The organism is Thauera sp. SDU_THAU2 (assembly GCF_038260575.1).
Taxonomy (GTDB): domain Bacteria; phylum Pseudomonadota; class Gammaproteobacteria; order Burkholderiales; family Rhodocyclaceae; genus Thauera.
Map to the genome: position 1 here is coordinate 1,055,428 of NZ_JBBWUN010000003.1, position 26,964 is coordinate 1,082,391.

Consider the following 26,964-nt stretch of genomic DNA (forward strand, 5'->3'; position numbering starts at 1 on the left):
GGACGTGATGGAGCGCGGCTGAGGCCGGCAACGGCATGGACGGCCCGCGTGGGCATGGGCCGCCTTTTCCTGTTCCGGGGCTTCAGTAAGCTTTGCCGGGGTCGATGAGGTTTTCGGGTGCCTGTCCCGCCGACACCCGCAGGATGTTGGATGCGATCTGCCGGGCCGCCGAAGACGGAATCGCCACCGAGGCCAGGTGAGGAGTGATGAGCACGTTGGGCATGCGCCACAGCGGGTCGGTCGCGGGCAGCGGTTCCTGCTCGAACACGTCCAGCGTGGCGGTGCCGATGTGGCCGCTGGCGAGCAGTTCGGTCAGCGCTGCCTGATCCACCAGCGCGCCGCGGGCGACGTTGATGAAGGCCGCGCCGCGCGGCAGGCGCAGTAGGCGCTCCCGGTTCAGGATGCCGCGCGTCTCCGGCGTCAGCGGCAGCATCACGATGAGGATGTCGGCATTGGCGATCACCGTGTCCAGCGTCGCCAGGCCGGCATGGCAGTGCACGCCGTCGATCTTCTTCGGGCTGCGCGACCAGCCGCTCACGGCATGGCCCAGGCGGCTGAGCTCGGTGGCGGCGACGGCGCCGAGCTGGCCGAGGCCCAGCACGGCGATGCGTATTTCGTCCGGCGAGCGCGGGTGCCGGTACGACCACTTGCCCTGGCGCTGCGCCTGTTCGAAGTGGGGAATGTCGCGCGCGTGCCGCAGCGCGGCGAACAGCACGTAGCCGGCCATCATGCGGGCCATCTGCGGGTCGGTCAGGCGGGTGATGGGAATACCCGGCGGCAGGTCTGCGCGATTGACGAGGGAGTCGACCCCGGCCCCCAGGTTGACGATCAGCCGCAGCTTGAGCATGCCGTCGAAGAAGCCCGCCGGCGGTTTCCACACCAGCGCGTAGTGGATGTCGGCCGGGTCGCCGAGCGCGCTTGAATGGCGGATGTCCAGCCCGGGCAGTTGCGCCAGCAGGGCGTGTTTCCAGGTTTCGAAGTCGTCGAGCTGGCTGTAGAAGGCCAGCGCGCCCGAGGCCGTGGAGTGTTTGCCGCTCATGTCCGCTCCCTGCGTACCAGCTTTGCCACGGCCTCGATGGCGAATTCGTAGCCGTCGCCGCCCAGCCCTGCAATCACGCCGTCGGCCACCCTGGAGATGTAGGAGTGGTGGCGAAAGGCTTCGCGCTTCCAGATGTTGCTCATGTGCGCTTCGACGATCCTGCCGGGGAAAGCCATCAGGGCATCCAGGATCGGCACCGAACTGTAGGTCAGGCCGGCGGCGTTGATGACGATGCCGTCGGCCACGCCGCGTGCCTCCTGGATCCAGTCCACCAGCACGCCTTCATGGTTGGACTGCAGGAAGCGCAGCGAGGCGCCGACATCGGCGGCCTTCTTTTCGCAGCGCGCCTGCAAGACGGGGAAGCTGTCGCTGCCGTAGGTCTTGTTGGCGTCCAGACCGTACAGGTTGGCATTGGGGCCGTTGAGGAACCAGATCGTCAGGTCAGGGGCGGTGGTCGTGCGCATGGGATGCCTTCGGGTTCAGGTGTCGTAGGGGCGGGTGGCCTGCATCGCCGGCAGTGCCTGGAAAGCCTCGTTCCAGCGGGCGGCGCGGGGGCTGCGCGTGCGCCAGTCCAGCTCGGGGTAGCGGAAGTCCAGATAGCCCAGTGCGCAGCCGAGGGCGATTTCGCCGATGCTCGGTTCTTCCACTTTCAGCTCGTCGGCCATGCGCTCGATCGAGGCCAGGCCGGCCCATATCTTCTCCAGCAGCGCCTCACGCCAGGTCGGCCACTGCTTGTCGGGCGGCCGGGCGGTCAGCTCGTAGCGCGCGAGCAGGGCCGCGTCGAGCATGCCGTCACCCAGTGCATGGCGGGTCAGCGCCTGCCAGCGAGCCAGGCCGGCGGTGGGGAACAGGGTGGCGTCGCCCGCCCGGTGCGCCAGGTATTCGCAGATGACCTGGCTGTCGTACAGCGCCTGGCCGTCGTCCAGCAGCAGGGTCGGCACCTTGGCCAGCGGATTGTGGGCGGCGATGCGGGCGTCGCGCTTCACCGGGTGGGCCGCGCTGTCCAGCAGCTCGATGTCGGCCGTCTGCCCTGTCAGTTCGGCACAGACCATGACCTTGCGGACGAAGGCGGAGGTGGGGGCGAACAGCAGTTTCATGGGGTGGCTCATTGCGGCACCAGCACCAGTTTGCCGAACACCTTGCCGCTTTCCAACGCGCTGTGCGCGGCGGCCGCTTCGTCCAGGGCGAAAGTGGCATGGATGCGCGGGCGCACGCGGCCGCTGCGCAGCAGGGACAGCACCTGCCCGGCGATGCAGCGCGCCATGCGCGTCTTCTCCGCATGGCTCTGCGGCCGCATCGTGGACGAGTGCAGGCTCAACTGTTTCTGCATCAAGGTCAGCAGTTCCACGTTCATGGCCGAGCCCTGCATGAAGCTCAGGCTTACATGCCGCCCGCCGAAGGCCAGCGCCTGCAGGTTGCGGCGCACGTAGTCGCCGCCGACGACGTCGAGCACCACGTCCGCGCCCCGGCCGCCGGTGTGATCCAGCACGGCCTGGACGAAGTCGGTGCTGCGCCAGCAGATGGTTTTTTCCGCGCCCATTTTCCGCAGCTCGGCAAAACGCGTCTCGTCGCTGGCGGTGGCTAGCACGGTGGCGCCGGCAGCGTGCGCCAGCTGGATCGCCAGCGTGCCGATGCCGCCCGCTGCGCCATGCAGCAGCAGCGTCTCGCCCATTGCAAGACGTCCCAGCTCGAACAGGTTGTGCCACACGGTGAACAGGCCTTCGGGCAGGGCCGCGGCGTCCACGTCCGACAGCCCGGCCGGCACGACGAAGGCGTGATCCACCGGCGCGACGCACCAGGGTGCGTAGCCGCCGCCGGGCACCAGGGCCATCAGGCGCTGGCCCAGCAGGGCGCGATCCACGCCGGGGCCGCAGGCCACGACCTCGCCGCAGACTTCCAGGCCCAGCACGTCGGTCACGCCAGGCGGCGGTTTGGCGATGCCCTGGCGCTGCATGATGTCCGGCCGGTTGATGCCGGCGGCGAGCACGCGCAGCAGCACTTCGCCTGCCGTGGGTTCGGGCACCGGCCGTTCGGCCAGTACCAGTACGCCGGCGTCGCCCGGCTCGCGTGCGATCACGGCCTGCATGGTCTTGGGGATGGAAGTCACGGTTTCAGCGGCTCCGGCTCAAGAGGTGGAAACGATCTGTCGCCAATGGGCGCAGCTTGCTTTGGGTGAAGCCTCGGAGAATTGCAATCAGGGATTGAAGACGCTGACACCGTCCTGCGGGATGTGCAGGCCGACCACGGCGCCGATGGGCCATTGCTGCACGGCGCTCAGGCCGCCGCTGCGTACGGTCACGATGCGGCGGCCGGCGCTGGGGATCTCCACATCCACGAAGGTGTCGATGTGGTCGCCCTGGAACACGTGATTGACGACCGTGCCGTTGAGCACCGAATCGGGGTGCAGGCTTTCGAGCGTGATGTGCTCCGGGCGTACGTAGAGGTCGAGCCGCTCGCCTTCGTGCGAGTCGCCCACCAGGCGCTCGAACGGCAGGCTCAACAGGCCGGCGCCAAGTCGCAGCAGGATGTCGCCGCTGCGGTGGCCATGGTAGTAGGCCGGCAGGATGTTCACGTCGCCGAGGAAGGAGGCGACGAAAGGATCCTGCGGGTTCTGGTACAGCTCGGCGGGTGGTGCGATCTGCCGGATCACGCCGGCCGACATCACCGCGATGCGATCAGACATCGCCAGTGCCTCGCCCTGGTCGTGGGTGACGAACACGGTGGTCACGCCCAGGCGGCGCTGGATTTCGCGGACTTCCACCTGCATGGAACCGCGCAGGCTCTTGTCCAGGGCGGAGAAGGGTTCGTCCAGCAGCAGCACCTTGGGCTGGATCACCAGCGCGCGCGCCAGCGCCACCCGCTGTTGCTGGCCGCCGGACAGTTCGCGCGGCTTGCGATGGCCCAGGCCGCCGAGCTTGACCATGTCCATGGCCTCTTGCACGCGCTGTCTGATTTCGTCCGGCGGCACACCGCGCATGCGCAGGCCGTAGCCGATGTTGCGCTCCACCGTCATGTGCGGAAAGAGGGCGTAGTTCTGGAACACGATGCCGATCTGCCGCTTGTGCGGCGGCTCCGCGGTGACCAGCCGGCCGTCGATGAAGATCTCGCCGTTGTCGGCCTCGGCGAAACCGGCGATGAGGTTCAGCAGCGTGGTCTTGCCGCAGCCCGAGGGGCCGAGCAGGGTGAGGAATTCGCCGCGCCGGATCTTGAGCGTGAGCTCATGCAGCACCGTGTGGTCGTGGTACTTCTTCATCACCCTTTCCAGGCTGACGGTCGTCTCGGGGTCCGGGTGCAAGCCGTGAGGCCGCTCTGCGGCGTGCAGGGTATTTGTGTTCATGGTTTTGGTATCGCGAAGGGGCTGGATTCAATTCCGACTGTCGGCATCGACGATAAGGCAATTGATTCGTGCAGGCGCTTTGTCGAAATTGAACGCAGGCATCGGAAAAAACGAAAGCCCGCATTCTTGCCGGGACAAGCATCTGGCGCGGAAGGCTTTTCCCGGTGAATTCCTTGCTGCAATGTGCGTGATGAACACGAAGCCTGCCTGCTTCGTTTTTTCCTGAGCCCCGCCTTCAAAAAAACGTGATTTCCAAAGTAGCACTGCATCCCCACACTCGGCATTCGTCGATGCATGACTTTTTCCGTTTTATTCAGAGGCTCAAATGTCAGTGGAAGAAATCAATACCGTTGTCGTGGGCGCCGGCCAGGCCGGCATTGCCATGAGCGAACATCTCTCCCTCATGGGCGTGCCGCACGTCGTGCTGGAGCGCAGCCGGATCGCGGAACGCTGGCGTTCGGAACGCTGGGATTCCCTGGTCGCCAACGGTCCGGCATGGCACGACCGCTTCCCCAACATGAAATTCGACGGCATCTCGCCCGAAGATTTTCCGGCCAAGGAACGGGTGGCGCAGTATTTCGAGGACTATGCCCGCATGGTCGAGGCGCCGGTGCGCACCGGCGTCGAGGTGACCAGCGTCGAGCGCCATGCCGGCCGTCCCGGCTTCAAGGTCAGCACCAGCGCCGGCGTGATCGAGGCGCGCAACGTGGTTGCGGCCACCGGCCCGTTCCAGAAGCCGTCGTATCCCGACATCGTGCCGGCGGACGGCCCGGTGCATCAGTTGCATTCTTCCGCCTACAGAAATCCCGGCCAGTTGCCCGAGGGCGCGGTGCTGGTGGTGGGGGCGGGCGCCTCGGGTTCGCAGATCGCCGAAGAGCTGCGCCAGACCGGCCGCACCGTCCCTACCTCTCGGTGGGCGAACACTACCGCCCGCCGCGCGCCTACCGGGGGCGGGACTATTGCTGGTGGCTCGGTGCGCTGGGGCTGTGGGACGAGGTCAGGATCCGCCCCAAGAAGCAGCACGTGGCCTTTGCCGTGAGCGGCTACGAAGGCGGCAAGACGGTGGACTTCCGCCGGCTGGCGCACACCGGCATCCGGCTCGTCGGCATCACCAGGTCTTACCGGGACGGCGTGCTGAGCTTCGAGGAAGGCCTGGCGAAGAACGTCGCCGACGGCGACCAGGCCTATTTCGACGTGCTGCGCGAGGCCGATGCCTACATCGAGGAGAACGGCCTGCCGTTCCCGCCCGAGCCGGGCGCCTGGGAGCTGCTGCCCGATCCGGACTGCCTGACGAATCCCATCCTGAGCCTCGATCTGGCGGCGGCCGGCATCACCACCATCATCTGGGCGACCGGCTTCAAGTTCGACTTCGGCTGGCTCAAGGTCAATGCCTTCGACGAGAAGGGCGATCCCTTCCACAAGCGCGGCATCTCGGCCGAAAGCGGCATCTACTTCCTCGGCCTGCCCAACCTGGTGAACCGGGCTTCGTCCTTCATCTACGGGGTCTGGCACGACGCCAAGTACATCGCCGATCACATCGTGCTGCAGGAAGGCTACATGAGCTACGCCAAGCCATGAGGGTGCTCGAGCGCCTGCGGATGCCCGCTTTACCGGCGGGCGAAATCTGCTGCATCGAAGACCTGCGCCGCCTGGCGAAGAAGCGCGTGCCGCGCATGTTCTACGACTATGTGGACGGCGGTTCGTGGACGGAAAGCACCTACCGCGCCAATGAGGAAGCCTTCCGCCGCCTCGAGTTTCGCCAAAGGGTGGCGGTGGACATCAGCCGCCGCAGCACGGCCACCAGCATGGCCGGGCAGGCCGTGCGCATGCCGGTCGCCATCGCCCCCACCGGCCTGACCGGCATGCAGCATGCCGACGGCGAGATCCTGGCGGCGCGCGCCGCGCGGGATTTCGGCATTCCCTTCACGCTGTCGACGATGAGCATCTGCCCGATCGAAGCGGTGGCGGAAGCGACGGGGCGCCATCCGTTCTGGTTCCAGCTCTACGTGCTGCGCGACCGTGGTTTCGTCGAGGCACTGATCGAGCGCGCCCGCGCGGCCAACTGTTCCGCGCTGGTGGTGACGATGGATCTGCAGGTTTTCGGCCAGCGCCACAAGGACAAGCGCAACGGCCTCTCGACGCCGCCGCGGCCCACGCTGCGCAACCTGCTGGATCTGGCCTGCAAGCCCCGCTGGTGCCTGGGCATGCTGGGCACCCGCCACCGGCAGTTCGGCAACATCGTCGGCCATGCCGAGGGTGTGGACGACATCGGCGATCTGGTGAAATGGACCAGCGAGCAGTTCGACCCCGCGCTGTCCTGGCGGGACGTGGAGTGGATCAAGTATCGCTGGGGCGGCACGCTGATCGTCAAGGGCATCCTCGATCCCGAGGATGCGCGGCTGGCGGTGGCGGCGGGGGCCGATGCCGTCGTCGTCTCCAACCACGGCGGCCGGCAGCTCGACGGCGCGCCGGCTTCGCTGTGCGCGCTGCCGGCGGTGCTCGACGCCGTGGGGGACCGCGTGGAAGTGCATCTGGACGGCGGCATCCGCTCCGGCCAGGACGTGCTCAAGGCCGTCGCCCTGGGCGCGCGCGGTACCTACATCGGTCGGGCGATGATGTACGGCCTGGGCGCGGGCGGCCAGCAGGGCGTGGCGGCGGCGCTGGAGCTGATCCGCAACGAACTGGATCTGTCGATGGCCTTCTGCGGCCGGACGGACATCGGGCAGGTCGACGACGGCATCCTGCTGCGGCGCTGAGGCGCCGCGTTTTTTTGCCTTCCGCTCAGGCGCAGAGGTGCTCCACCAGCCCGGCCAGCAACTGGTCGCAGGCTTCCAGCTGGGCGACTTCCACGTACTCGTCGGCCTTGTGCGCCACCTCGATGCTGCCGGGGCCGCAGACCAGCACCTGGGTGTCGTGCCAACTGCGGCGGAACAGGCCGCCCTCGGTGCCATAGTCCACCTTGGTGCAGGGCGTGCCCGGCGGCAGCAGGGAAGCCAGCAGGGCAACGCCGGCGGAGTCCTCGGGCGTGTTCAGGCTGGGGTAGCTGTTGGACAGCCGGACTTCGGGCAGCGCCGCATCCGGATGGGCTGCCTCGGCGGCCGTGCGCTCGGCCAGGCGCTGCATCACCCGTGCCAGGATCTTTCGGGGTCGTCGGCCGACACGTTGCGCACTTCGAAGCTCAGTTCGCATTCGGCGGGCACGATGTTCAGCGCCCGGCCGCCCTGGATGGTGCCGACGTGCACCGTGCTGTAGGGCACGCCGTAGCCTTCCTCGCGCGGGCCGCTGGCGGCCAGTTCGCGCTGCACGTCGCGCAGCGCGGCGACCAGGTCGGCCGCCATGTGCACCGCGTTCATGAAGCGCGGCGCGAGGCCGGAGTGGCCGGCCTGGCCGTGGCAGACGGCGCGCCAGGCGGCCTTGCCCTTGTGGCCGGTGCCGATCTTCATCAGCGTGGGTTCGCCGACGACACAGAGGAAAGGCGCGGGCAGTCTGCCTTCCAGCCAGCGCAGCAGGTGGCGCACGCCGACGCAGCCCAGCTCCTCGTCGAAGGACAGCGCCAGATGCAGCGGCCGCTTCAGCGGCCGGCCGGCGGCCTGCACCATGGCGATGACGGCACAGGCGACGAAACCCTTCATGTCCGCCGTGCCCCGGCCATGGATGCGGCCATCCTTTTCGGTCGCCTCGAAAGGCGGCGTCGTCCACGGCTGGCCCGCCACCGGCACCACGTCGGTGTGGCCGGACAGCAGCAGCCCCGGCACGCCCTGCGGGCCGACGCTGGCAAACAGGTTGGTGCGCGTCGGATCGTCGGGATCCGGGGCGCGGGTCGAGTCGATGCCGGCGTCCTTCAGGATCTGCTGTACCCGTTCGATCAGCTTGTCGTTCGGCGTCAGCGAAACCGAGGGGGAAAGCGACCAGTTCGCGCAGCAGCGCGATGCTGGGGGAGGCGGGGAGGTGTTCCATGGGGGGCAAGTCAGAGGCTCATTGCTCGGGCGGCACGAAGTGCGGATCGTAGAAGCTTGCTGCGCTCATGCCGGGGATGTAGTGGTCGGAGATGTAGGCGCGGCAGCGTTCCATGAACACGTTGCACAGCCGCGACTGCTTCATCGGCTTGTAGGTCGCCAGGCCCAGCAGCATCGGGCGGTTGTCGCCGGCCAGGCGCACCCGCAGCATGCGCTTGCCGTCCAGCGATACGTTGGATCTGGGCCGCACGTTGAACAGCGAATAGCCGATGCCGTTGGCCACCATCGAGCGCACCACTTCTTCCGAGCGCGAACGCGCGACGATGTTGGGCGTGACCCCGGCCTTGGTGAAGAGGGAGGTGAAATAGTCCCGACTCATCGGCAGGTTCAGCAGCACCATGGGCAGGGGGGCGAGTTCTTCCAGCGTCACCGCCGACTGCTGCGCCAGCGGATGCAGTTCGCTGACCAGCACGTAGGGCGGCAGCGTGGCCAGGTGCTCGAACCGGATGTCGTCGTTGAGCTGGAGGTCGTAGGTGATGGCGAGGTCGATCTCCAGCGCATGCAGCTTGCTGATCAGCGTTTCCTGGTCGCCTTCTTCCATGTGCATGTCCACCATGGGAAAGGCGCGTGAGAAGCCGAACAGGACTTCGGGCGCGATCATTGCCGTGAGCGGCTGGAAGCAGCCCACCCGCAGCGTGCCCTGGATGGCGTCGCTGGAATCGGAGGCAATCTCGTACAGGCGCGAAGAGCGTTCGAGCAGATCCTCGCAATGGTTCAGGATCAGGCCGCCGATGGCCGTCAGGCCCAGGCCCTTGGACGAATGGCGGACGAAGAGCTGCACGCCGAGTTCGGCCTCGATGTGTGCGATGGCCGCGGAAATGGAAGGCGAGGAGATGTGGATCTGCGTCGAGGCCGCGGCAATGCTGCCGTACTTGACCGTCGCCACGAAATACTCCATCTGGCGCAGGGAGATGCGGTTGAGCATGGAATGGGTCCGGGAATGCGGGCGCTCGATGATTCGGCGCGGGAGCCCACGGTAGCATGGCTACAGGTCGCCCGGCACGCCGAAGCTGGGCGCCGCGCGCGGGTCGCGGGCGCGGATGACGTAGGCCGCGCATTGCGGCTCGTACACCTTCCATACGCCGTACAGCGCGCCGACCGGATCGGCTTCCACCCAGTCCAGCCGCAGATCCACGATCGGCCAGTTCTCCTCGCCATAAACCAGCAGGCCGGCGGAATGCACCGGGCCTTCCTCGCCGCCGGCCGCCTGGCCGGCCAGCATGGCCTGCATCAGCCGCTCGGCCAGCGATCCTTCGGCGGCCTCGAACGCGGCCAGCATGGCCTGCGGCACGTCCGGCGATGCCAGCATGTTGCCGGCGCAGGCCGCGTGCGTGCCGGTCGCGCTGGCCAGCGTGCCCAGCGCTTTGGCGCCGGTAAACACGACCGGCGGGTTGCAGGCGTCGATGGCCATCAGTTGCCGGTAGTCGATATGGGGGCGCTGGCGCAGTTGCTGCACGGCCTCCTCGGGCGTGTGGCCGGCGGCCATCAGATCCAGCGCCAGCGGCCCGAGATCGGGGTCGGTGATGTTCTGGCTGGCGGCTGCGCCGACGCCCTTGCGGCCGCGGATGCAGCGCGAGGCGACGGCCGGCGACGACGAAGCCACGGCGGCGCCGAACTGGCCGCTCTCGGGGCAGCGGGCGATGATGGAGAAGGTCATGGGCGTCCGATCCGGGTTGGTGGGCGGGAGCAGGGGGGCGTGGAAGGCTCAGTCCGGGATGACGGCGGTGGCGTCGATTTCCACCAGCCATTCGGGCCGCGCCAGCGCCGATACCACGATGCCGGTGGAGACCGGGAACACGCCCTTGAGCCAGCGGCCCACCACCAGATAGACCGCCTCGCGGTAGCGCGGATCGACGATGTAGATCGTGATCTTGCAGATGTCCTGCAATTCGCCGCCGGCTTCCTTCATCAGCATCGCGATGTTGGACATTGCCTGTTCGGTCTGGGCCGTCACGTCGCCGATGCCCACGCTCTCCGAGGTGTCGAGGTTCTGGCCGATCTGGCCGCGCAGGAAAACCATGCGCCCGCGCGCCACGACGGCCTGGCACAGGTCATTGTCGAGCTTCTGTTCCGGATAGGTCTGCCTGGTATTGAACGGGCGAATGCGGGTGTGTTTCATGGTCGGCGATGGACGGATTGAAGGAATTCGCATCGTCGATTGAAAGCGGCGCAGGAGCCATTTGTTTTTTCCGGCGGGGCCATTCAGGAAATTCCCGTTCCGTTTGCCGGCGCATTGGTGGCCGAGCTTTCGGGCAGGCCTAGAAAAATGTGAGGCCCCCCTACAGAAAAGGCTACTTGGCTGGGTGGCCCGGGTTTTACATCATCGGGCCTCGTGATCCGGCAGGAATGGCCGGACAGATCCGCAAGCTGCCATGGATGGCGACTTTTCGTGGCGCCTGATTTTCAATCCGACAGAGGGTACTGAAATGATTCGCAAGCTTTTGACAATGTGTGTGCTCTCTTCCGCGATCGGCGCAAGCGCAGCCTGGGCGCAGGAAGAACTGGTGATCAGCACCTGGGGCGGCAGCTTCCGCGACCTGATCGAGGAAAACATCGGCAAGGAATTCACCCGCCAGACCGGCGTGCCGGTCAAATACATCACCGGCGGCACCATCGACCGCCTGAACAAGGCCAAGCTCGCGTCCAGGCCCGAAAGCGACATCACCTTCACGACCTCGCACATCGGCTGGCTGTATATCGACGGCGGCCTGTTCGAGAAGCTGGACACGAGCAGGATCCCCAATTACAGCCATCTGGTGGACGCCGCCCGAATCAGCGACTACCACATCGGCAGCTGGGCCTATGTCTATTCCATCGGCTACCGGCCCGACATCGTGCCGCCCAGCGTGAAGTTCGAAAGCTGGAACGATCTGTGGAACCCGGCGCTCAAGGGCCGGATCGCGGCGCCGGACTTCGATCCGAGCCACCTGATCGCCGTTGCCGCCCTGCTGTCCGGCGGCGATGCCGCCACCTGGGAAAAGGGCCAGGACAAGCTGAAGGCGCTGAAGCCCAACTTCAAGGCCTTCTATACCAATGACGCCAACGGCCAGCAGCTCATCGCCACCGGCGAGACGCCGGTGCAGGTGCTGCTGTCCATGAATGCCTATCACATGGCCGGCCAGGGCGTGAACATCAAGGTGGCGATGCCCAGGGAAGGCGCCGTGCTCGGCGTGGACACGATGGGCATCATGAAGGGCAGCACCAGGACCGAGCTGGCCTACAAGTTCATGGACATCGCGCTGTCGCCCGAGGTGCAGTCCAAGATCGTCGCCTACAAGAAGGCCAGCCCGGTAGTCGATAACGCCACGGTGTCGCCGGAGGACGCCAGCCTGCCCGGCGTGTTCACCACCAAGGAGCAATGGGACACCCAGGCCATCGTGATCGACCACAAGCTGCGCGCGGAAAAGACCGCCGACTGGCGCAAGTGGTTCACCGAAAACATCATGAACTGAGGTTTTCCGCGTACTGAACGGCTCCTGCGCCCCGTCCTTGCGGGCGCAGGCGCCGGAAAATCCACGACAACAATAGGCTTCTTCCCCCATGCGTTCCCAACTACGCACCTGGCTGGTATGGCCGGCCGTGTTCATCGCGGTGAGCATCGCCGTGTCGCTGGCGGCAGTATTCCAGTTCAGCTTCCGGGCCTTCGTGCCGGGCTCGCTCGATGTCGGCGGCTTCACCCTGGCCAACTTCCAGGGCATGGGCAAGTCGATCTATGTCGACGCCTTCACCAATACGCTGTTGCTGAGCGTGGAAACCACGATCTTCTCACTGCTGGCCGGCTACCCGCTGGCCTATGCCCTGGTGCGGGTGAAGAACCGCGCGCTCAAGTCCTTCATCCTGGTCGTTTCCATCGCGCCGCTGTTCCTGGGCGAGATCGTGCGCACCTACTCGTGGATCGCGGTGCTGGGCAGCAACGGCTTCATCAACAGCATGCTGCGCTCGCTCGGCATCATCGAGTGGCCGCTGGAACTCATGTTCACCCACCTGGGCGTGCTGGTGGCGCTGGTGCACGTCACCATTCCGGTGGTGGTGCTGATGCTGGCCACGGCCATCTCCCACATCGACCGCGACTACGAAAAAGCCGCCCACAGCCTGGGCGCCGGCCCGGTGCGCACCTTCCTGACGGTGACGCTGCCGCTGTCCATGCCGGGCATCCTGGCCAGCATCACGACGTCCTTCGCCTGGACGTTCAGCGCCTTCGCCACGCCGCAGATGATCGGCGGCGGCCGCGTGCCGACCGTGTCCACGCTGGTCTATCAGCTCGGCTTCTCGTCGATGAACTTCCCGCTTGCCGCCAGCCTGAGCATCATGGGCCTCGTCCTGACCGCAGCCGCGCTTCTCGCCCTGGGCTTCCTCACTCGTCCCCTCAAGGCCATGGGAGGCCACTGACATGAGCCGTCACATCCAAAGCGCCTTGCCCTTGCCGCTGCGCATCGCCGGCCCCGTGCTCATCGTCCTGCTGCTGGCCTTCGTGCTGCTGCCGGTGGTCGTGGTGACGGTGGCGGCCTTCAACGAGAAAGCCATCATCAGCTTCCCGCCCGAATCGTATTCGCTGGCCTGGTTCGCGCGGGTATTCACCTATCCGGACTTCCGCGAGGGCTTCCATGCCAGCCTGGTGGTGACGGGCTGGGCGTCCTTCCTGGCGCTGGCCATCGGCACCGGCCTGGCCATCGCGGTCAAGCGCACCGAATTCCCGAGCAAGCGCCTGCTGCTGACCATCCTGCATTCGCCGCTGGTGGTACCGCACTTCACGCTGGGGCTGGGCCTGCTGATCCTGGTGTCGCAGGTGCAGTTGAACCGCAGCTACGGCACCGTCATCCTCTGCCACGTGATGCTGGTGCTGCCCTTCGTGCTGCGCAGCGTGTATGTGTCGATGGAAAACCTCGACGAGCGCCTGGAGCAGGCCGCCGCCAGCCTCGGCGCGCCGCCGCTGAAGGTGCTGCTGACGGTGACCATTCCGCTGCTGGCGCCGGGGCTGTTCGGCGGCTGGCTGTTCGCGGCGATCATGTCCTTCAGCGAATTCACCGCCTCGCTGTTCATCACCACACAGCAGACGCAGACGCTGCCGGTGTCCATGTACAACTACGTGCGCGAGTTCGCCGATCCCACCCTGGCCGCGTTGTCGGTGGTCTACATCGCGGTGACGGCTGCCGTGCTGGCCTTCGCGAATTACTTTTTGGGATTGGGGAAGATACTCAACATCGAGAACGAGCATTGAAGCCGGGCAACTGCACATGTCCCGGTAATCTCCGAAGCAGAGAGGTGGTCCAGCATCATCGGATCTGCCGGGGCTCCACTCGCCGCTCGAACTGCTTGTCCTGATGCTGGGAATCAACGATTTCCAATCCATGCGCGAGCACAACGCATGGCGTTCTTCTCAGGGCACTGGCCCCTAATGGCATGGGGGCAGAAAACCAGGCGCTGGGGTTCGGCGCCTGTATCGAAATCATTGAATGGCTTGTTCAGGCATCAGCGATGACGGCGCCGGTTCCGGTACCGAGGCTAGGCGGGCCATCGCTTGTGTAATGGCGTTGTCGTCGAGCGCTGCATAGCCGAACAGCAGAATCCGCTCCTCGATCCCACCTCCGCTGGCGGCCTCCGGCAGTGTGTATAACCGTACGCCGCGGACCAATGCCCTGCGCGCCACCTCGGCGGCGCTTGCACTCCCCGCGGGCAGGCGGAAGGCGACGTGCATTCCACCATGTTGACCGCTGACTTCGCCAGCCTGTCCCCAGGTGCGCTGCAGGCCGTCGAGCAGGCTGTCACGCTGCCTGCGATAGCGGTGGCGCAGGGAGTGCACATGACGGGAGTATTCCCCGCTTTCCAGGTAGCGCGCCATGATCGCTTGCTCCAGCCAGGGGCAGCCGTTGTTGAGCAGTGCCTTGCGCCGGGTGATGCTGTCGACCAGCGCGGGCGGGCAGACCATGTAGCCGAGCCTCAGGCCGGGGCCGAGTACCTTGGAGAAGGTGCCGAGGTAGATCACCCGGGCCGGGTCCATCGCCACCAGGGGCAGCAATGGTGCGGACTCGTAGCGGAAGTCGCCGTCGTAGTCGTCCTCGATGATCAGCGTGCCGTTGCGTGCCGCCCATTCCAGCAATTGCCGGCGGCGCGGCGGTGACAAGGTGTAGCCGAGGGGGTACTGGTGGGATGGCGTCACATAGGCAAGTGGCAGCGCCCGTTCCGGCAGCAAATCGGTGCGCAGCCCTTCGGCGTCCACCGGAATCTGGATGCCATGGGCGCGATGCTGGGCCAGCAGGTGACTGAAGCCGGTATAGCCAGGGCTCTCCATGACCACCTCGGCACCGTCGTCCAGGCAATTCGCCACGATCAGGCTCAGCGCCTCCTGGCAGCCGGCAACGATGATGATCTGCTCCGGCTCGACTGCAAGCGCCTTGGCCGAGGCCAGGTAGTCGGCCAGTTGCATGCGCAGGCCCCACAAGCCTTCCGCCGGCGAATATTCGCCGATTGCACGTCCGGCATGGCGCAGCAATTGACTGGACAGCGCGGCCCAGCGACGCCATGGGAAAGCATGGGGGGAAGGGCGCCCGACCTTGAAATCGAAACGCACCGGCACGGGTGGCGGGGGAATATGTACGCCCGGTGCGTGTACGGGGCGTACGGTATCTGCGCATACCAGCGGAGGCGATGGGGGCTTCAACGCCAGTTCGGCGGGCTTGGCTGCACAGCCGCCGATCGCCTCGACGAAAAAGCCTCTGCGCAGTTCGCTACGGATCAATCCTGCGTCGTGCAGTAATTGGTATGCCGCCAGCACCGTGTTCTTGGACACCTTCAGCATCGCCATCAACTCGCTGATGGAGGGTAGCTGATCGTCAGCCTGCAGCCGCCCGGTGACGATCAATTCTTCGATGGCGCGAGCGATCTGTTGTTTGTAAGGCTCGCCGCTGTCGTGCGCGAGCTGAATGGGCAAGGAAAGCAGTTTGTTGCGCATGGTGTCGGTTCGTGCGTGAGAGGCTGCTTGAGCCGGAAACGGTGGCACGCCTGTTCCGAGTATGCAGCATCTGCCGTTCCTCGCTGTATCCACCGATTGGGCACGGCTGTGTCCTTACAGGATAAACCCATGTCTGCATAGTGGTCATGGTACGACCATCACAGCCATGTCCAGGGAGGACATCATGCATACACCACGATACGCACAATTGTTGTCGGGCGCCCTGTTGTCGATAGCCTGTAGTGCAGCCTGGAGCCTCCAGCCGGAAGAGCAGTCCAGGGCCGACGCACTGTTCCAGGACAACTGCGCAGTCTGTCATGCCGCCAACCGGGGCGGCTACATTGCGCCGGCGCTGACCAGCGACCGCCTGGTGCAGAGCGAGGCCGCCCTGCGCGGCACCATCATGACCGGCATCGCCGATACCTTGATGCCGCCCTTCGTCGGCCGTCTGGCGGACGAAGACATCCGCCTGCTCGCCAAGCTCATCAAGACCCGGCCGGCCAGCACTCCGGAATGGGGGCTGGAGGATATCCGTGCCAGTGTCGAAGTACTGGTGGACGAGAAGACGCTGCCGGACAAACCGACCTACGACATCGATTCGGTCTACGACCTGATGGTGGTGATGGCGCGCGGACGCTACGGCAGGGGCGGCGAGAACGGCAATGCCAAGGCCGTGTTCATCGACGGCAAGAGCCATCGTGTGGTCGGCGAACTGAGCACGGATGGCCCGCACATCATGGACTTCAGCCCGGTGGCCGAGCGCTGGGCCTGGCTCAAGAGCGACGACGGCGTGGTGCACAAGGTCGATCTCTACACCCTGCAAGTGGTGCGCCGCGCCAAGGCAGGGCTGACCGGGCCGGGCATTGCCTTGTCGAACGACGGCAAATGGCTCGCGGTAAGCTCCTTCGTGCCCAACATCGTCGCCATCCTCGATGCCGACACGCTGGAGCCGGTCAAGTATCTGAAGCTCGAAGGCAAGGACCCGGACGGGAAGTTCGTGCAGTCTGCCGGTGGGCCGGTGATCGGCAGCCGCATCAACAACAAGTTCGCCCTCACGCTGCGCCAGGCCGGACAGATCTGGATCATCGATCTGGACAAGCCGGACATGCCGGTAACGAAGCTCACAGGCGTCGGGCGAATGCTGCACGACACCTTCCTGACGCCGGATGGCCGTTACTCGATGGTGGCTTCCTATGGCGACAACAAGCTCGTCGCCATCGACTTCAAGGAGAACAAGGTGGTGGCCGACATCCCGGCCGGTTGCCAGCCGCATGTCGGATCCGGGGCGGTGACGGAAGTCAATGGCCGTTTCCTCGCCTTCGGCACCAATATCGGCACCTGCGACTTGGGTTCGGTGGTCACCGTGTGGGACACCAAGGACTTCTCGGTGGTCAAGCAGGTGAAAGTGGCCGGTGCGACCGAATCGCCTGCGGCACACCCCAATGCGCCCTATGTGGCGGTCGACATCGTCGACAAGGACAAGCGTGCGTCGCTGATCCAGCTCATCGACAAGAATACCCTGGAGGTCGCCAGGACACTGGACGTCGGCGGGCACGCATTCTTCCCCGAATACAACCGCGCCGGCGACGCCATGTACGTCAGCGCCGGTTACTGGGGAGATCGTGTGCGCATCTACGACAGCACCACCCTGGAGCTGCTTGCCGAGCACCGCATGGAAAGCCCGGCCGGGATATTTTCGCGCGCCCGCACGCGGTGGGTGAGCGTCGGCTTGCCGGAAACCCGCCCGTTCTGACCAGGAGTCCATGATGAAACCGATAGCCTTCATTCTTTTCGCCCTTTCGCTCGCACCTCTGTCCGCGCATGTTCGAGCGGCCGAATCCTCGGCGCCTGCGCCGGAAGTTGCGGCGATTCTGCCTTTGTGTGCGAGTTGCCACGGCATCGACGGCATCAGCAGCGAGGGCCTGTATCCCAATCTGGCGGGGCAGAAAGTCGAATACCTGGTCAAGCAGCTGGACGACTTCAAGCAGCGGCAACGCACCGACCCGGTCATGAACTCCATGGCCGAGCCGCTGGATGCCGCGCTCATCAGAGCCCTGGCCGACTACTACGCCTCCAGGCCTGCACGGCCATAAACGGTCGTTTCACCCTGGCCGGCAGATCATCGCCGGCCATTTTTTGTGGATGCGGGAGGCGGTGATGGACAGGGCAAGAACCGTAGGCAAGGTCTGGCTGGTAGGGGCGGGGCCCGGTAGCGCAGACCTCATTACCTTGCGTGCGCTACGCGTACTGCAGCGGGCCGATGTGTGGCTGATCGATGATCTGGTGGGAAAAGATCTGCTTCGTTATGCGCGGTCCGGCACGCTGCTGGAATTCTGCGGCAAACGTGGCGGCAATCCACGCTCGGCTCGGCAGGACGACATCAACACACGGATGCTTGCGCACGCGCTGGCGGGGCGGGCCGTGGCACGGATGAAGGGGGGATCCAGGCTTCTTCGGCCGTGGCGGTGAAGAAGCGGCCTTCCTTCGCGAACACGGTGTCGAGGTCGAGATCGTCAGCGGCCTGAGCGCAGGCATCGCCGCTGCCCAGGCACTGGGTATCGGCCTGACACATCGCGAGCTTGCACATGGTGTGACTTTCGTGACTGCCCGTACCGCCGCCGGCGACAGTCCGGACTGGCAGGCGCTGTGCGCCGGCGGTACGACGCTGGTGATCTACATGGGCATGAGCCGCCTGGCGGAAATCCGGGATGCCTTGTGCCGCGCAGGCATGCGCGCAGACACGCCGGCTGCCGTCGTGATGAACGCCGGCTGCGGCGACGAGCGGTGCTGGCGGGGGATGGTGGGCAACCTGGTTGCGGCGCTGGAAAGCGGGCTGCGCAGCCCGGCGGTGGTGCTCGTGGGGGCAGTCGTGGGGATGTCGTGGACCAACCGAATTTCTCCAAGCCCCCTCATTCCGGAATTTTCGACTCCAGATAGGATTTGACGAAATCCAGACAAGCGCGAATGTGCGGGAGGTATTGGAGGTCGTGCTGTACGCTGACATACAAGGGTACCGTCAATTGCCGCTCTTCCATGATTTTGGTCAGACCTACCTCACCTGCATTCGCGTATGACGGAAGTATGACGATGCCGACGCCCTCCTGGGCCGCGGACATCTGCGAGAACATGCTGGTGGCGCGGAAGCAAATTCTGGGGTTCCTGATTATGCGCTCCAGCCAGCGTGCAGAGGGCAGGTAAATCGGGTCGTCGATGTAGCTGATGAACCTGTCGTTGACGGTCAGATCGTCGGGACTGGAGATGATGCGGCCTTGGAGATAATGCCGGCTGGCGTAAAGATGGAAGGGTACGTCGGCGACCTTGCATGTCACCAGTGAAGTAGCCCTGGGCTCGAAGAAGCTTACGAATATGTCGGCTTCGCGCTTGGCGACATCCACATAATTGGATGTGGTCACGAGATGGATTTCCACTTCGGGATACCGATCCGCCACATCCTTCGCCACGCGGGCAATCAGCAGGGAGCCGACACCCTCCATCGATGCGATGGTGACGCAGCCGCTCACCATCTGGCCTTGTGCGCTAAGCCCTTGAATCTCGTGGAGTGCCGTCTCCATGCGCTCGATCCGGATGAAGACCTCCCGGCCCAGCGGTGTAAGCACCAGCCCCTTGTGATCGCGCTTGAAGAGGGTGCTTCCAGTGCTGAATTCCACCTGGGCAAGGCGCCTGCTGACCGTGGACTGGTCAACGCCAAGTCTCTTGGCTGCGGCAGCAAGCGAGCCGCTTCTGACGGTTTCCAGCAAGGCGCGCAACTGGTCCCAGCCGAGCTGGTCCAGGGAAAGAAATTTGGTTCCCATTGATGAATAGGCCCAAGGTCCAGCCTGCAGTGGTAGCAGCGTCGAATTGTACAATGTCGATGCTGGCGAACCGCCCCTGATGTGATGGCCGGCGTAATTGCCGGCAAGGCGAGTCGGGTGGTCCCGCAGGACGTCCGGAGTTGACGGGTGTGCTGCGTGCCTGCCTTGGCGACGGCGGCGTGCCGATTCGATGTTCTGGAAATGGCCGTGAGTCGGCGAGAAATAGGCAGCCATGCGTGACTGCCTATTTTTTTGACGCTGCGATCTATTTGTTCTTGCCGGCGATGATTCTGGCAACTGCTTCCGCAACCTTGTCGGCGCTGGCGCCCAGCACGCGCGCGTTGACGCGCGCTGTGCCGAAGCCGACGAACAGAACGATTTCATCCGGTGCCGGGGCGCCGGGAATCGATACCTCGATGCCGTCCATGGCATCGTAGTCCCAGGCATCGTTGGCGCCGCCAAACACCAGATCGACGGTACTTCCCGCTGCAGCGATCTTGGCGTTGCCTGGAATCAGCGCGGGGCCGGCCCCGAGGCCGGTACGTAGCGCTAGACCCAGGCGAGGGTGAATCAGCGCCGCGCCATGCTCGGTCTCGCCGGCGGTACCGATGATCACTGCCTTGCCGTAGGCGCGGGGCCAGTTTTCGGCAGTGAAACCGGCCAGCGCGCGCTTGGTCAGGATAGTGCCCACTTCGAAGGAGATGGCCGCCAGGTGGTCCAGCTCTTCGGTCGAAGCGGCCCCCTTGCCTGCGTAGGGATTCTTGAAAACGGCGCCAGCCACGACATGGCGAACAGGTGTCGATGCATTCTTTCCGCCTTCGCTGAGGGTCTCCCGCTCGATGACGTAGATCTGACGAATGCTTGGGATGGATGGGTTTTCCATGTCTATCTCCACTGATTCTTTTGATGGTCGAAAGATTGCGATTGGTGAGTTCCAATTGCTCTTTGGACTCTATCGACAGCCCTGTGCCGAGTCAGCCTACAAAAGTGCAAGCGGTCTTGCATTTTTCCGGATATGCGATTGCGCGATACGGGCATATCGTCAACCACGCTTGGCAGGAGGTCGAACAATCCCATGGATTGCGTGGTGATTGGCCGGTAGGCCAGCCATTCCACGTCATTCCGAATTTCGCCGTATCGAAGGAGACAACATGAATTCAGACAAGAATTTGACGGGCGCCAAGATTACCCACTGGATCGGGGGGCGGAAATACGATGGTGCCGATAATAGGCTGTCGGATGTCCATAATCCCGCCACAGGCCAGATCACTGGCCAGGTGCAGTTGGCGAGCAGCGTGGAAGTGGATGCGGCCGTCGCATCGGCCAAGGCAGCCTTCCCCGCCTGGAGCAATCTTCCGCCGCTGCGCCGCGCACGCATCCTGTTCAGATTCCTGGAATTGCTCAATGCCCATCGGGATGATCTGGCGCGGCTAATCACGGCCGAGCACGGCAAGGTGTTCACCGATGCCCAGGGCGAAGTCACGCGTGGCATCGAAATCGTCGAGTTCGCTACCGGCATTCCTCAACTGCTCAAGTCCGATTTCACGGACCAGGTCTCCACCAGCATCGACAACTGGACGCTGCGCCAGCCCTTGGGCGTGGTGGCCGGGATCACACCGTTCAATTTCCCCGTGATGGTGCCGGCCTGGATGTTTCCGGTGGCCATCGCTGCGGGCAACACTTTCGTGCTCAAGCCCAGCCCGATCGACCCCAGCCCCAGCCTGCTGATTGCCGAACTGCTGAAGCAGGCTGGCCTGCCCGACGGGGTGTTCAACGTGGTGCAGGGCGACAAGGAGGCGGTCGATGCGTTGCTGGATCATGAGGATGTGCGGGCAGTGTCGTTTGTCGGTTCCACGCCCATCGCCAATTACATCTACGAGACCGGTGCCCGCCGCGGCAAGCGCGTGCAGGCACTGGGTGGGGCAAAGAACCATCTGGTGGTGCTGCCCGATGCGGATCTCGACCAGGTGGTCGATGCACTGATTGGTGCCGCCTACGGATCGGCGGGTGAGCGCTGCATGGCGATCAGCGTGGCGGTGTTCGTGGGCGACGAGACGGCCGACAAGGTCATTCCCATGCTTGTCGAGCGTACCAAGGCGCTCAAGGTGCTCGATGGCACCAACCTCGACGCCGAAATGGGCCCGATCGTCACCAAGGCCGCACATGAGCGAATCAGCAACTACATCGAGCTGGGTGTTCAGGAAGGCGCCAGGCTGCTGGTCGATGGCCGCCAATTCGATGGCAAGTTGGCCGGTGCGGGGAGCGGCACCGACACCTCCAACGGCTTCTGGCTGGGTGGCACGCTGTTCGACTACGTCACCCCGGACCATCGCATCTACAAGGAAGAAATCTTTGGCCCGGTACTCGCCAGCGTGCGCGTGAAGAATTTCGGCGAAGCGATCGACCTCATCAATGGCCATGAGTTCGGCAACGGCGTGAGCATCTACACGCGTGATGGAAATGCTGCACGCGAATTCGGCCGCCGTATCGAGGTCGGCATGGTCGGCGTCAACGTGCCGATCCCGGTGCCGATGGCCTGGCATGGCTTCGGCGGCTGGAAACGTTCCCTGTTCGGCGACATGCATGCTTATGGCGAGGAGGGGGTGCGCTTCTACACCCGCCAGAAATCCATCATGCAGCGCTGGCCCGACAGCATTGCCAAGGGTGCTGAATTCTCGATGCCGGTTTCGAAATAAGAGTACGGACCACGCCACGGCGGAGGGTCGGCGGATGCGGGCATCCGCCGACCCATGGAAGGGCCCGGGTAGCCGTTCAGATTATTCACTGCGCTGAACTCCCGGACATTCACTCGTCCGGGTTGCAAGCGAAAGACCTTCAGATGGCTCGCACCGACGTTTGAGCCGGCGCAGCCGTGAAGCAGAAAAGGCCAAAGTGCCAGCATAAAAAATAGGAGACACACATGAACAGGACATTCCATCGGATTGCCAGTACTGCAGTGCATTGCGCGATGGCAACGCTACTGACGCTCGGCGCCGTATCGGCGACGGCCAAGGATCTCGTGAAAATCGCGTTCATCGGCCCGCTGACGGGAGGCGTTTCGTCCACCGGGCTCGGCGGGCGCAATTCGGCGCAACTGGCCGTCGATCAGCACAATGCCGACCCGAGCAAGAAGTACCGGTTCGAGCTGGTCAAGCTCGACGACGAGTGCAAGCCCGCGGTCGGGGTGCAGGTCGTCACGCGGGCGGCGACCGACCGCAAGATCATCGGCGCAGTTGGCCACTATTGTTCGGCCGTGGCCATCGTGACCGTGGATACCTTCCATCGCTTCGGCCTGCCGCTCGTCATCTGGGGCGCGGTGCTGCCCGAAATCACCTACGGCAACGACTACAAGGAGATCCATCGCGTCAACGGCACGATGATCAACGAGGGCAACCTGGCCGCTGAGTACGTGCACAAGGCGGGTTTCAAGCGGGTGGCGATGATCTACGACACCACCGACTACGGCAAGGGTCAGAGCGTGCATTTCGCCGAGGCCCTCAAACAGTATCCGGACATTACGGTTACCGGCTCCTACGGGGTGGATGTGACCCAGCAGGATTTTTCCGCCGAACTCACCGCGGCGCAGCGCGGAAAACCCGACGTCATTTGGTTCGGCGGGCTGACCCCGCAGGGCGTGGCCATCAAGGCGCAGCTGCAGCGCATCGGCATTGCCACGCCGTTCATCGGCGTCTCCGGCATCCTCAACGAAGGATTCGTTGCCGGCCTTGGCGCAGCGGTGGCCGAGGGGGTCGTGTCCTTCCACAACGGCGCCCCGATCGAGAAGTACGCGAAGGGGACCGATTTCCTGGCGGCCTACAAAGCGGCAGGTTTCAAGGAGGAGCCGGATGCATACGGTCCCTTTGCCTACAGCGCTGCGAATCTGCTGATGGATGTGATCGAGAGGGTCGGCCCCGATCGCGCCAAGGTCCGCGAGGAACTCAATGCCACGCGCGACTATGAAAGCCTGGTGGGCCCCATCAGCTTCGACGACCACCGCCAGAACATCACCAGCGCCCACCAGTATGTCGTTCAGGACGGCAAGTGGGTCTATTGGGCCGACAGCAGATACGCCAAGGAGGAGAAGTAAAGCCCCCGGACGAGAACGCACTGCCATCAACAAAGGGAGCAATACGACATGGAACTGTCATTTGCCTTCCAGTATCTGGTCAACTTCCTGATGCTGGGACTGATCTACTCGATCGTTGCCGTGGGCTTCTCGCTGTATTTCGGCGTCGTTGACGTCGTGCAGTTTGCACATGGAGATGTGCTGACACTGGGGGGCTATGCCGGACTGGCCGGCATTCTGCTGGCCACTGCAGCAGGCGCCGGCGGACCGGGTTCGGTTTTCGGCATGATCGTGCTGGCCGTCATCGTCACCGGCACGGCGGGCGTGCTGATCGGGCGATACCTCGTGCTGCCGCTGCGGCAAGCGCCGCCAATCAACGTACTGCTCATCACCTTGATGACCGGTACTGCCATTCGCGAGGCCCTGCGCCTGTTCGTGCCCGGGGGCTCCAACCCCAACCCGTTTCCGATGGTGCTGCCCGACACGCTCATCGAATTCGGCGGGGCCAGCATGAGAGCGAGCAGCATCATCATCCTGCTGGCCGGTGCTGCGGCCATCTTCGGCACCCATTTCCTGCTCAACCATACGCGTTTTGGCTTGGCCGTGCGAGGCGTTGCCCAGGACGAGGAGACCGCCCGTTTCATGGGCATCAACTTCACGCGGGTGGTCATCCTGACCTTCGTGCTCGGCTCCAGCCTGGGCGCACTGGCGGGAATCATGTCCGGGCTCTACTACCGGCAAGTGATCTTCAACATGGGTGTGATGCTGGGCGTCATCGGCTTTTGCTCCGCGGTGGTGGGCGGCCTGGGCAGTCTGCTGGGTGCGGTGATGGGCGGATTCCTGTTCGCCGGGCTGCAGACATTTGCCACGGTCGCACTGCCCATTCCCAGCGCATACAAGGACGTCTTCGCTTTCACGATGATGATCCTCATCATCGCCTTCCGGCCCACCGGTCTGTTGCGCGAGCGTTTCCAGGAGCGTGTCTGATGAATCCGAGAACCACGACAACGGCAATACCCACCGCGGAGCCGCTGAAATCCGTCACCGCTCCCATTTCGCGCGATGCACGATCGCTGCCCTTCATCCTCACGGTCGGGGCTGCCACCACCATCCTGGCTCTGCTCCTTGCCTTCGAGTCCGAGCTCGCACTGGTGGTCACGCTGGCCGCTGCGGCAGCTTTGTGGTGGGGTGGCCAGCGCAGTGGCGTGCTGGGTAAGGCGGGAGCCTTTGCCGACCGCAGGCCCGGCGTGGCACGGGCAATTTTTGCTGCTGCTGCGGGCATGCTGCTGCTGCTCTTCCATGCGGAACACTATGCGCTGCTGATGGTAGCCACGGTGCTGCTGTATGCAGCGGCCTGCGCCGGGATCAATATCCAGACGGGCTTTGCGGGCATAGCGAATTTCGCGGGTGCGGCCTTCTTTGCCTGCGGCGGCTATACCGTGGCGGTGCTCGTGCAGAATACGGCGCTGCCACACGGGCTGGCAATTCTGGTGGGTGGCATCGTGACGGCGGCCATCGGCGCCATCCTGCTGCTTCCGGTCTTGCGTACGCGCGGCTATTATTCCGCGCTGGTGACCATTGCCTTCGGCATCCTGTGCAGTTCGTTCCTGCAGGTGAACGAGCACCTGGGTGGCGCACAGGGGCTGCAACTGGGACCGTTGAGCATCCTGGGATGGGACATGGGCCAGGGCCTGGAGATCGCAGGCCGCGAAGTGTCGTTCTACTTCGGTTACGCGCTGCTGGCTCTTGCCGTGTTTCTGCTCGCTTCGCTGCTGGCCCATGCCGTGGAATGGTCGGCCATCGGCCTTAATTTCGATGCCTTGCGCAACGACGAACTGGTCAGCTCGACTTTCGGCATCGATTTGCAGCGCTGGAAGATCACCGCCTTCCTGCTCGGGAACGTTCTCATCGGCATCGCCGGCGCCGTATATGCCGGACTGACCAGTTTCGTCAGTCCGGCGGGAGCGACCTTCGAGCAATCACTGCTGCTGATTTCCATCGTCATCCTCGGCGGCATCGGCAATACCTGGGGGGCGCTGCTGGCGGCTGCTCTGGTGGTCTTGGTGCCGGAGAAGCTGCAGTCGCTGCAGGAATACCGGATTCTGATCTTCTCGGTGTCGGTGGTGGCCATCCTGCTGTTCCGGCCCAAGGGCTTGGTGCCGCGCCGGATGCGGGACTTCTCGGTCACGGGAGGTGCACAATGAGTTCGACCATTCTTTCCTGCCGCGACGTGACCATGCGCTTTGGCGGCCTGGTGGCGCTCGACTCCTTCAGCCTGGAGGTACACCCTGGCGAGGTGGTGGGCCTGCTGGGGCCGAACGGTTCCGGCAAGACGACATTCTTCAATGTGGTGACCGGCCTTTATAAGCCCTCTGCAGGCAGCATCCGGTTCGGCGATGCAGACCTCTTCGGCAAGGCGCCCGCCGAGATCAATCGTGCCGGAATCGCACGCAGCTTCCAGCGCTGCAGGCTGTTGCTGGAGCTGTCCGTGTTCGACAACCTGCTGCTGGGCGCGCACAACCGGCTGCACAACGGACTGCTGCGCAACCTGTTCGCCCGCAGGGCCACGCATCGTTCCATTGCCTCGTTCATCGGCACGGCCCGGGATCTGTGCGCGCGCTTCAACCCGTATATCGCCGACCGGCTTTTCGAGCCCGCGGGTTCGTTCAACATGATCGATCGTCGCCGAATCGAACTATGCCGCGCCTTGCTGGGTGAGCCGAAGCTGCTGCTGCTCGACGAGCCGTCGGCGGGCATGACGCATGAGGAGACGTTCAGCCTGATGGACGATGTGACGGCCTTCCAGTCCCAGCGTCCTGAGTTGTCCATTGTCCTGATCGAGCATGAGATGCAGGTCATCGAACGAGTCAGCCAGCGTTGTGTGGTGCTGAACTTCGGCAAGAAGATCTGCGAGGGCAGCTATCGCGAGGTCACTACCGATGCACAGGTGCGCATGGCCTACCTGGGAGAAGACGCATGAGCGAAGCAATCCTGACCGTGGATAATCTCGTGGCAGGCTACGGAAACGCCAATGTGCTCAATGGGATTTCAGTGCAGGCGCGAGACGGGGAGATCACTTGCCTGCTGGGCGCCAACGGGGTGGGTAAGAGCACGCTCATCAAGGCGATTTTCGGGCTGGCGTCGGTCCGCCAGGGTACGGTGCGTTTTCTGGGAAAGGACATCACCGGCTGGGAGACGCACCGCGTGGTTGCAGAGGGGCTGGCGTGCATTCCCGAGGGTAACAGGGTGTTCCCGCGCATGTCGGTGCTGGACAACCTGATGGCCGGGGCCTACTTGGAGAATTCACGAGCGAAGATCGCCTCGCGCCTGGAGCGGGTCATGACGCTGTTTCCGCGCCTGGCCGAGCGGCGGGAGCAATTCGCGGGTACTTTGTCCGGCGGGGAGCGGTCGATGCTTTCCATTGGGCGTGGCCTGATGAGTAATCCGCGCCTGCTGGTCATAGACGAGCCTTCATTGGGGCTGTCGCCGCTGTTCGTGAAGGAGAACTTCAAGCTCATCCGCCAGTTGGGCGATGACGAATGCACCATCCTGCTGGTGGAGCAGAACGTCAGGCAGACGCTGGAAGTCTCTCACCACGGCTATGTGATCTCTCAAGGCAAGGTGGCCGTGGAAGGGTCTGCTGAGGATTTGCGGCAGAGTGCCGAAGTCAGCGAGGCATATTTCGGCGGGGAGGCCTCGGTCCATTGACAGCGCCGGGCGTCCTGATGGGACTTGACGCATAGGA

Annotated in this window: 27 protein-coding genes and 1 pseudogene; 15 read left to right on the top strand and 13 right to left on the bottom strand. The window is 64.4% G+C overall.

The annotated features are described in order from the left end of the window. Positions 1–82 precede the first annotated feature (82 nt). From AAFL97_RS06075 to AAFL97_RS06095, 5 genes are all read right to left on the bottom strand, one after another. A complete protein-coding gene (locus AAFL97_RS06075) occupies positions 83–1,039 on the bottom strand; it encodes a 2-hydroxyacid dehydrogenase (protein ID WP_341644159.1) in 957 nt (318 codons plus the stop codon). Further along, a complete protein-coding gene (locus AAFL97_RS06080; RefSeq protein ID WP_341644160.1) occupies positions 1,036–1,503 on the bottom strand; it encodes a type II 3-dehydroquinate dehydratase in 468 nt (155 codons plus the stop codon). The genes AAFL97_RS06075 and AAFL97_RS06080 overlap by 4 nt, the downstream gene beginning before the upstream one ends. Positions 1,504–1,518: 15 nt before the next feature. Further along, entirely contained in the window at positions 1,519–2,136 is a 618-nt protein-coding gene (locus AAFL97_RS06085; RefSeq protein WP_341644161.1) for a glutathione S-transferase, read from the bottom strand. A gap of 8 nt (positions 2,137–2,144) precedes the next feature. Then, the gene (locus AAFL97_RS06090; RefSeq protein WP_341644162.1) at positions 2,145–3,146 is read right to left on the bottom strand and encodes an NAD(P)H-quinone oxidoreductase; all 1,002 of its coding nucleotides are present in this window, start codon (positions 3,144–3,146) and stop codon (positions 2,145–2,147) included. Positions 3,147–3,233: 87 nt separating this feature from the next. Then, the gene (locus AAFL97_RS06095) at positions 3,234–4,376 is read right to left on the bottom strand and encodes an ABC transporter ATP-binding protein (protein WP_341644163.1); all 1,143 of its coding nucleotides are present in this window, start codon (positions 4,374–4,376) and stop codon (positions 3,234–3,236) included. A gap of 325 nt (positions 4,377–4,701) precedes the next feature. Between AAFL97_RS06095 and AAFL97_RS06100 the strand changes: the two genes are divergently transcribed. The 3 genes from AAFL97_RS06100 to AAFL97_RS06110 are packed head-to-tail and all read left to right on the top strand — an operon-like array spanning position 4,702 to position 7,132. Beyond that, positions 4,702–5,415, top strand: a complete 714-nt coding sequence (locus tag AAFL97_RS06100) for a flavin-containing monooxygenase (RefSeq protein ID WP_341644164.1) — start codon at positions 4,702–4,704, stop codon at positions 5,413–5,415. Then, positions 5,400–5,954, top strand: coding sequence for a hypothetical protein (locus AAFL97_RS06105; RefSeq protein ID WP_341644165.1), 555 nt, complete (start codon positions 5,400–5,402; stop codon positions 5,952–5,954). The genes AAFL97_RS06100 and AAFL97_RS06105 overlap by 16 nt, the downstream gene beginning before the upstream one ends. A gap of 20 nt (positions 5,955–5,974) precedes the next feature. Next, positions 5,975–7,132 carry an alpha-hydroxy acid oxidase gene (locus AAFL97_RS06110; protein WP_341644166.1) on the top strand — a complete coding sequence of 386 codons (1,158 nt, stop codon included), beginning with the start codon at positions 5,975–5,977 and terminating at the stop codon, positions 7,130–7,132. A 25-nt stretch (positions 7,133–7,157) separates the two neighbouring features. Here the strand turns inward: AAFL97_RS06110 and AAFL97_RS06115 are convergent, their stop codons facing one another. The 5 genes from AAFL97_RS06115 to AAFL97_RS06135 all read right to left on the bottom strand — a co-directional run bounded on the left by AAFL97_RS06115 (position 7,158) and on the right by AAFL97_RS06135 (position 10,511). Further along, complete coding sequence (locus AAFL97_RS06115; RefSeq protein ID WP_341644167.1) at positions 7,158–7,499, bottom strand: hypothetical protein; 342 nt, start codon at positions 7,497–7,499, stop codon at positions 7,158–7,160. After that, the gene (locus AAFL97_RS06120; protein WP_341644168.1) at positions 7,499–8,131 is read right to left on the bottom strand and encodes a M20/M25/M40 family metallo-hydrolase; all 633 of its coding nucleotides are present in this window, start codon (positions 8,129–8,131) and stop codon (positions 7,499–7,501) included. Before AAFL97_RS06120 ends, AAFL97_RS06115 begins: the two co-directional genes overlap by 1 nt. Before the next feature lie 220 nt (positions 8,132–8,351). Continuing rightward, entirely contained in the window at positions 8,352–9,317 is a 966-nt protein-coding gene (locus AAFL97_RS06125) for a LysR substrate-binding domain-containing protein (RefSeq protein ID WP_341644169.1), read from the bottom strand. A 60-nt stretch (positions 9,318–9,377) separates the two neighbouring features. Then, entirely contained in the window at positions 9,378–10,049 is a 672-nt protein-coding gene (locus AAFL97_RS06130) for a DUF1028 domain-containing protein (RefSeq protein WP_341644170.1), read from the bottom strand. A 48-nt stretch (positions 10,050–10,097) separates the two neighbouring features. Beyond that, entirely contained in the window at positions 10,098–10,511 is a 414-nt protein-coding gene (locus AAFL97_RS06135) for a RidA family protein (protein ID WP_341644171.1), read from the bottom strand. 334 nt (positions 10,512–10,845) lie between these two features. Here AAFL97_RS06135 and AAFL97_RS06140 point away from each other — a divergent pair, with 334 nt between their 5' ends. The 3 genes from AAFL97_RS06140 to AAFL97_RS06150 all read left to right on the top strand — a co-directional run bounded on the left by AAFL97_RS06140 (position 10,846) and on the right by AAFL97_RS06150 (position 13,610). Then, complete coding sequence (locus tag AAFL97_RS06140) at positions 10,846–11,844, top strand: ABC transporter substrate-binding protein (RefSeq protein WP_341644172.1); 999 nt, start codon at positions 10,846–10,848, stop codon at positions 11,842–11,844. Between the two features lie 88 nt (positions 11,845–11,932). Then, positions 11,933–12,781: an ABC transporter permease gene (locus tag AAFL97_RS06145; RefSeq protein WP_341644173.1), complete on the top strand. Its 849-nt coding sequence runs from the start codon at positions 11,933–11,935 to the stop codon at positions 12,779–12,781. Position 12,782: 1 nt separating this feature from the next. Next, positions 12,783–13,610 (top strand): ABC transporter permease, encoded by an 828-nt coding sequence (locus tag AAFL97_RS06150; protein ID WP_341644174.1) that lies wholly within the window; start codon positions 12,783–12,785, stop codon positions 13,608–13,610. A gap of 228 nt (positions 13,611–13,838) precedes the next feature. Here AAFL97_RS06150 and pdxR read toward each other — a convergent pair whose 3' ends face one another. Then, positions 13,839–15,341, bottom strand: a complete 1,503-nt coding sequence (pdxR, locus tag AAFL97_RS06155) for a MocR-like pyridoxine biosynthesis transcription factor PdxR (protein ID WP_341644175.1) — start codon at positions 15,339–15,341, stop codon at positions 13,839–13,841. Positions 15,342–15,525: 184 nt separating this feature from the next. Here pdxR and AAFL97_RS06160 point away from each other — a divergent pair, with 184 nt between their 5' ends. The 3 genes and pseudogenes from AAFL97_RS06160 to cobA all read left to right on the top strand — a co-directional run bounded on the left by AAFL97_RS06160 (position 15,526) and on the right by cobA (position 18,285). Continuing rightward, positions 15,526–17,094 (top strand): cytochrome D1 domain-containing protein, encoded by a 1,569-nt coding sequence (locus AAFL97_RS06160; RefSeq protein ID WP_341644176.1) that lies wholly within the window; start codon positions 15,526–15,528, stop codon positions 17,092–17,094. A gap of 10 nt (positions 17,095–17,104) precedes the next feature. Beyond that, positions 17,105–17,434 (top strand): c-type cytochrome, encoded by a 330-nt coding sequence (locus AAFL97_RS06165; protein ID WP_341644177.1) that lies wholly within the window; start codon positions 17,105–17,107, stop codon positions 17,432–17,434. Between the two features lie 64 nt (positions 17,435–17,498). Next, a pseudogene (cobA, locus tag AAFL97_RS06170) lies at positions 17,499–18,285 on the top strand (uroporphyrinogen-III C-methyltransferase). On the opposite strand, the gene AAFL97_RS06175 reads toward cobA, so the two are convergent. Both AAFL97_RS06175 and AAFL97_RS06180 read right to left on the bottom strand, forming a co-directional pair. Beyond that, positions 18,251–19,387, bottom strand: coding sequence for a LysR family transcriptional regulator (locus AAFL97_RS06175; protein WP_341644178.1), 1,137 nt, complete (start codon positions 19,385–19,387; stop codon positions 18,251–18,253). The pseudogene cobA and the gene AAFL97_RS06175 overlap by 35 nt on opposite strands. 31 nt (positions 19,388–19,418) lie before the next feature. Beyond that, entirely contained in the window at positions 19,419–20,036 is a 618-nt protein-coding gene (locus AAFL97_RS06180; RefSeq protein ID WP_341644179.1) for an amino acid synthesis family protein, read from the bottom strand. Positions 20,037–20,304: 268 nt separating this feature from the next. Here AAFL97_RS06180 and AAFL97_RS06185 point away from each other — a divergent pair, with 268 nt between their 5' ends. The 6 genes from AAFL97_RS06185 (at position 20,305) to AAFL97_RS06210 (ending at position 26,927) form a co-directional block, all read left to right on the top strand. After that, positions 20,305–21,849 (top strand): CoA-acylating methylmalonate-semialdehyde dehydrogenase, encoded by a 1,545-nt coding sequence (locus AAFL97_RS06185; RefSeq protein ID WP_341644180.1) that lies wholly within the window; start codon positions 20,305–20,307, stop codon positions 21,847–21,849. Positions 21,850–22,073: 224 nt separating this feature from the next. Continuing rightward, positions 22,074–23,240, top strand: coding sequence for a branched-chain amino acid ABC transporter substrate-binding protein (locus AAFL97_RS06190; protein ID WP_341644181.1), 1,167 nt, complete (start codon positions 22,074–22,076; stop codon positions 23,238–23,240). Between the two features lie 48 nt (positions 23,241–23,288). Next, complete coding sequence (locus tag AAFL97_RS06195) at positions 23,289–24,206, top strand: branched-chain amino acid ABC transporter permease (protein ID WP_341644182.1); 918 nt, start codon at positions 23,289–23,291, stop codon at positions 24,204–24,206. Further along, entirely contained in the window at positions 24,206–25,423 is a 1,218-nt protein-coding gene (locus tag AAFL97_RS06200) for a branched-chain amino acid ABC transporter permease (RefSeq protein ID WP_341644183.1), read from the top strand. The genes AAFL97_RS06195 and AAFL97_RS06200 overlap by 1 nt, the downstream gene beginning before the upstream one ends. Further along, positions 25,420–26,199 carry an ABC transporter ATP-binding protein gene (locus tag AAFL97_RS06205; RefSeq protein WP_341644184.1) on the top strand — a complete coding sequence of 260 codons (780 nt, stop codon included), beginning with the start codon at positions 25,420–25,422 and terminating at the stop codon, positions 26,197–26,199. The genes AAFL97_RS06200 and AAFL97_RS06205 overlap by 4 nt, the downstream gene beginning before the upstream one ends. Beyond that, positions 26,196–26,927, top strand: coding sequence for an ABC transporter ATP-binding protein (locus tag AAFL97_RS06210; protein WP_341644185.1), 732 nt, complete (start codon positions 26,196–26,198; stop codon positions 26,925–26,927). The genes AAFL97_RS06205 and AAFL97_RS06210 overlap by 4 nt, the downstream gene beginning before the upstream one ends. Positions 26,928–26,964: the final 37 nt, after the last annotated feature.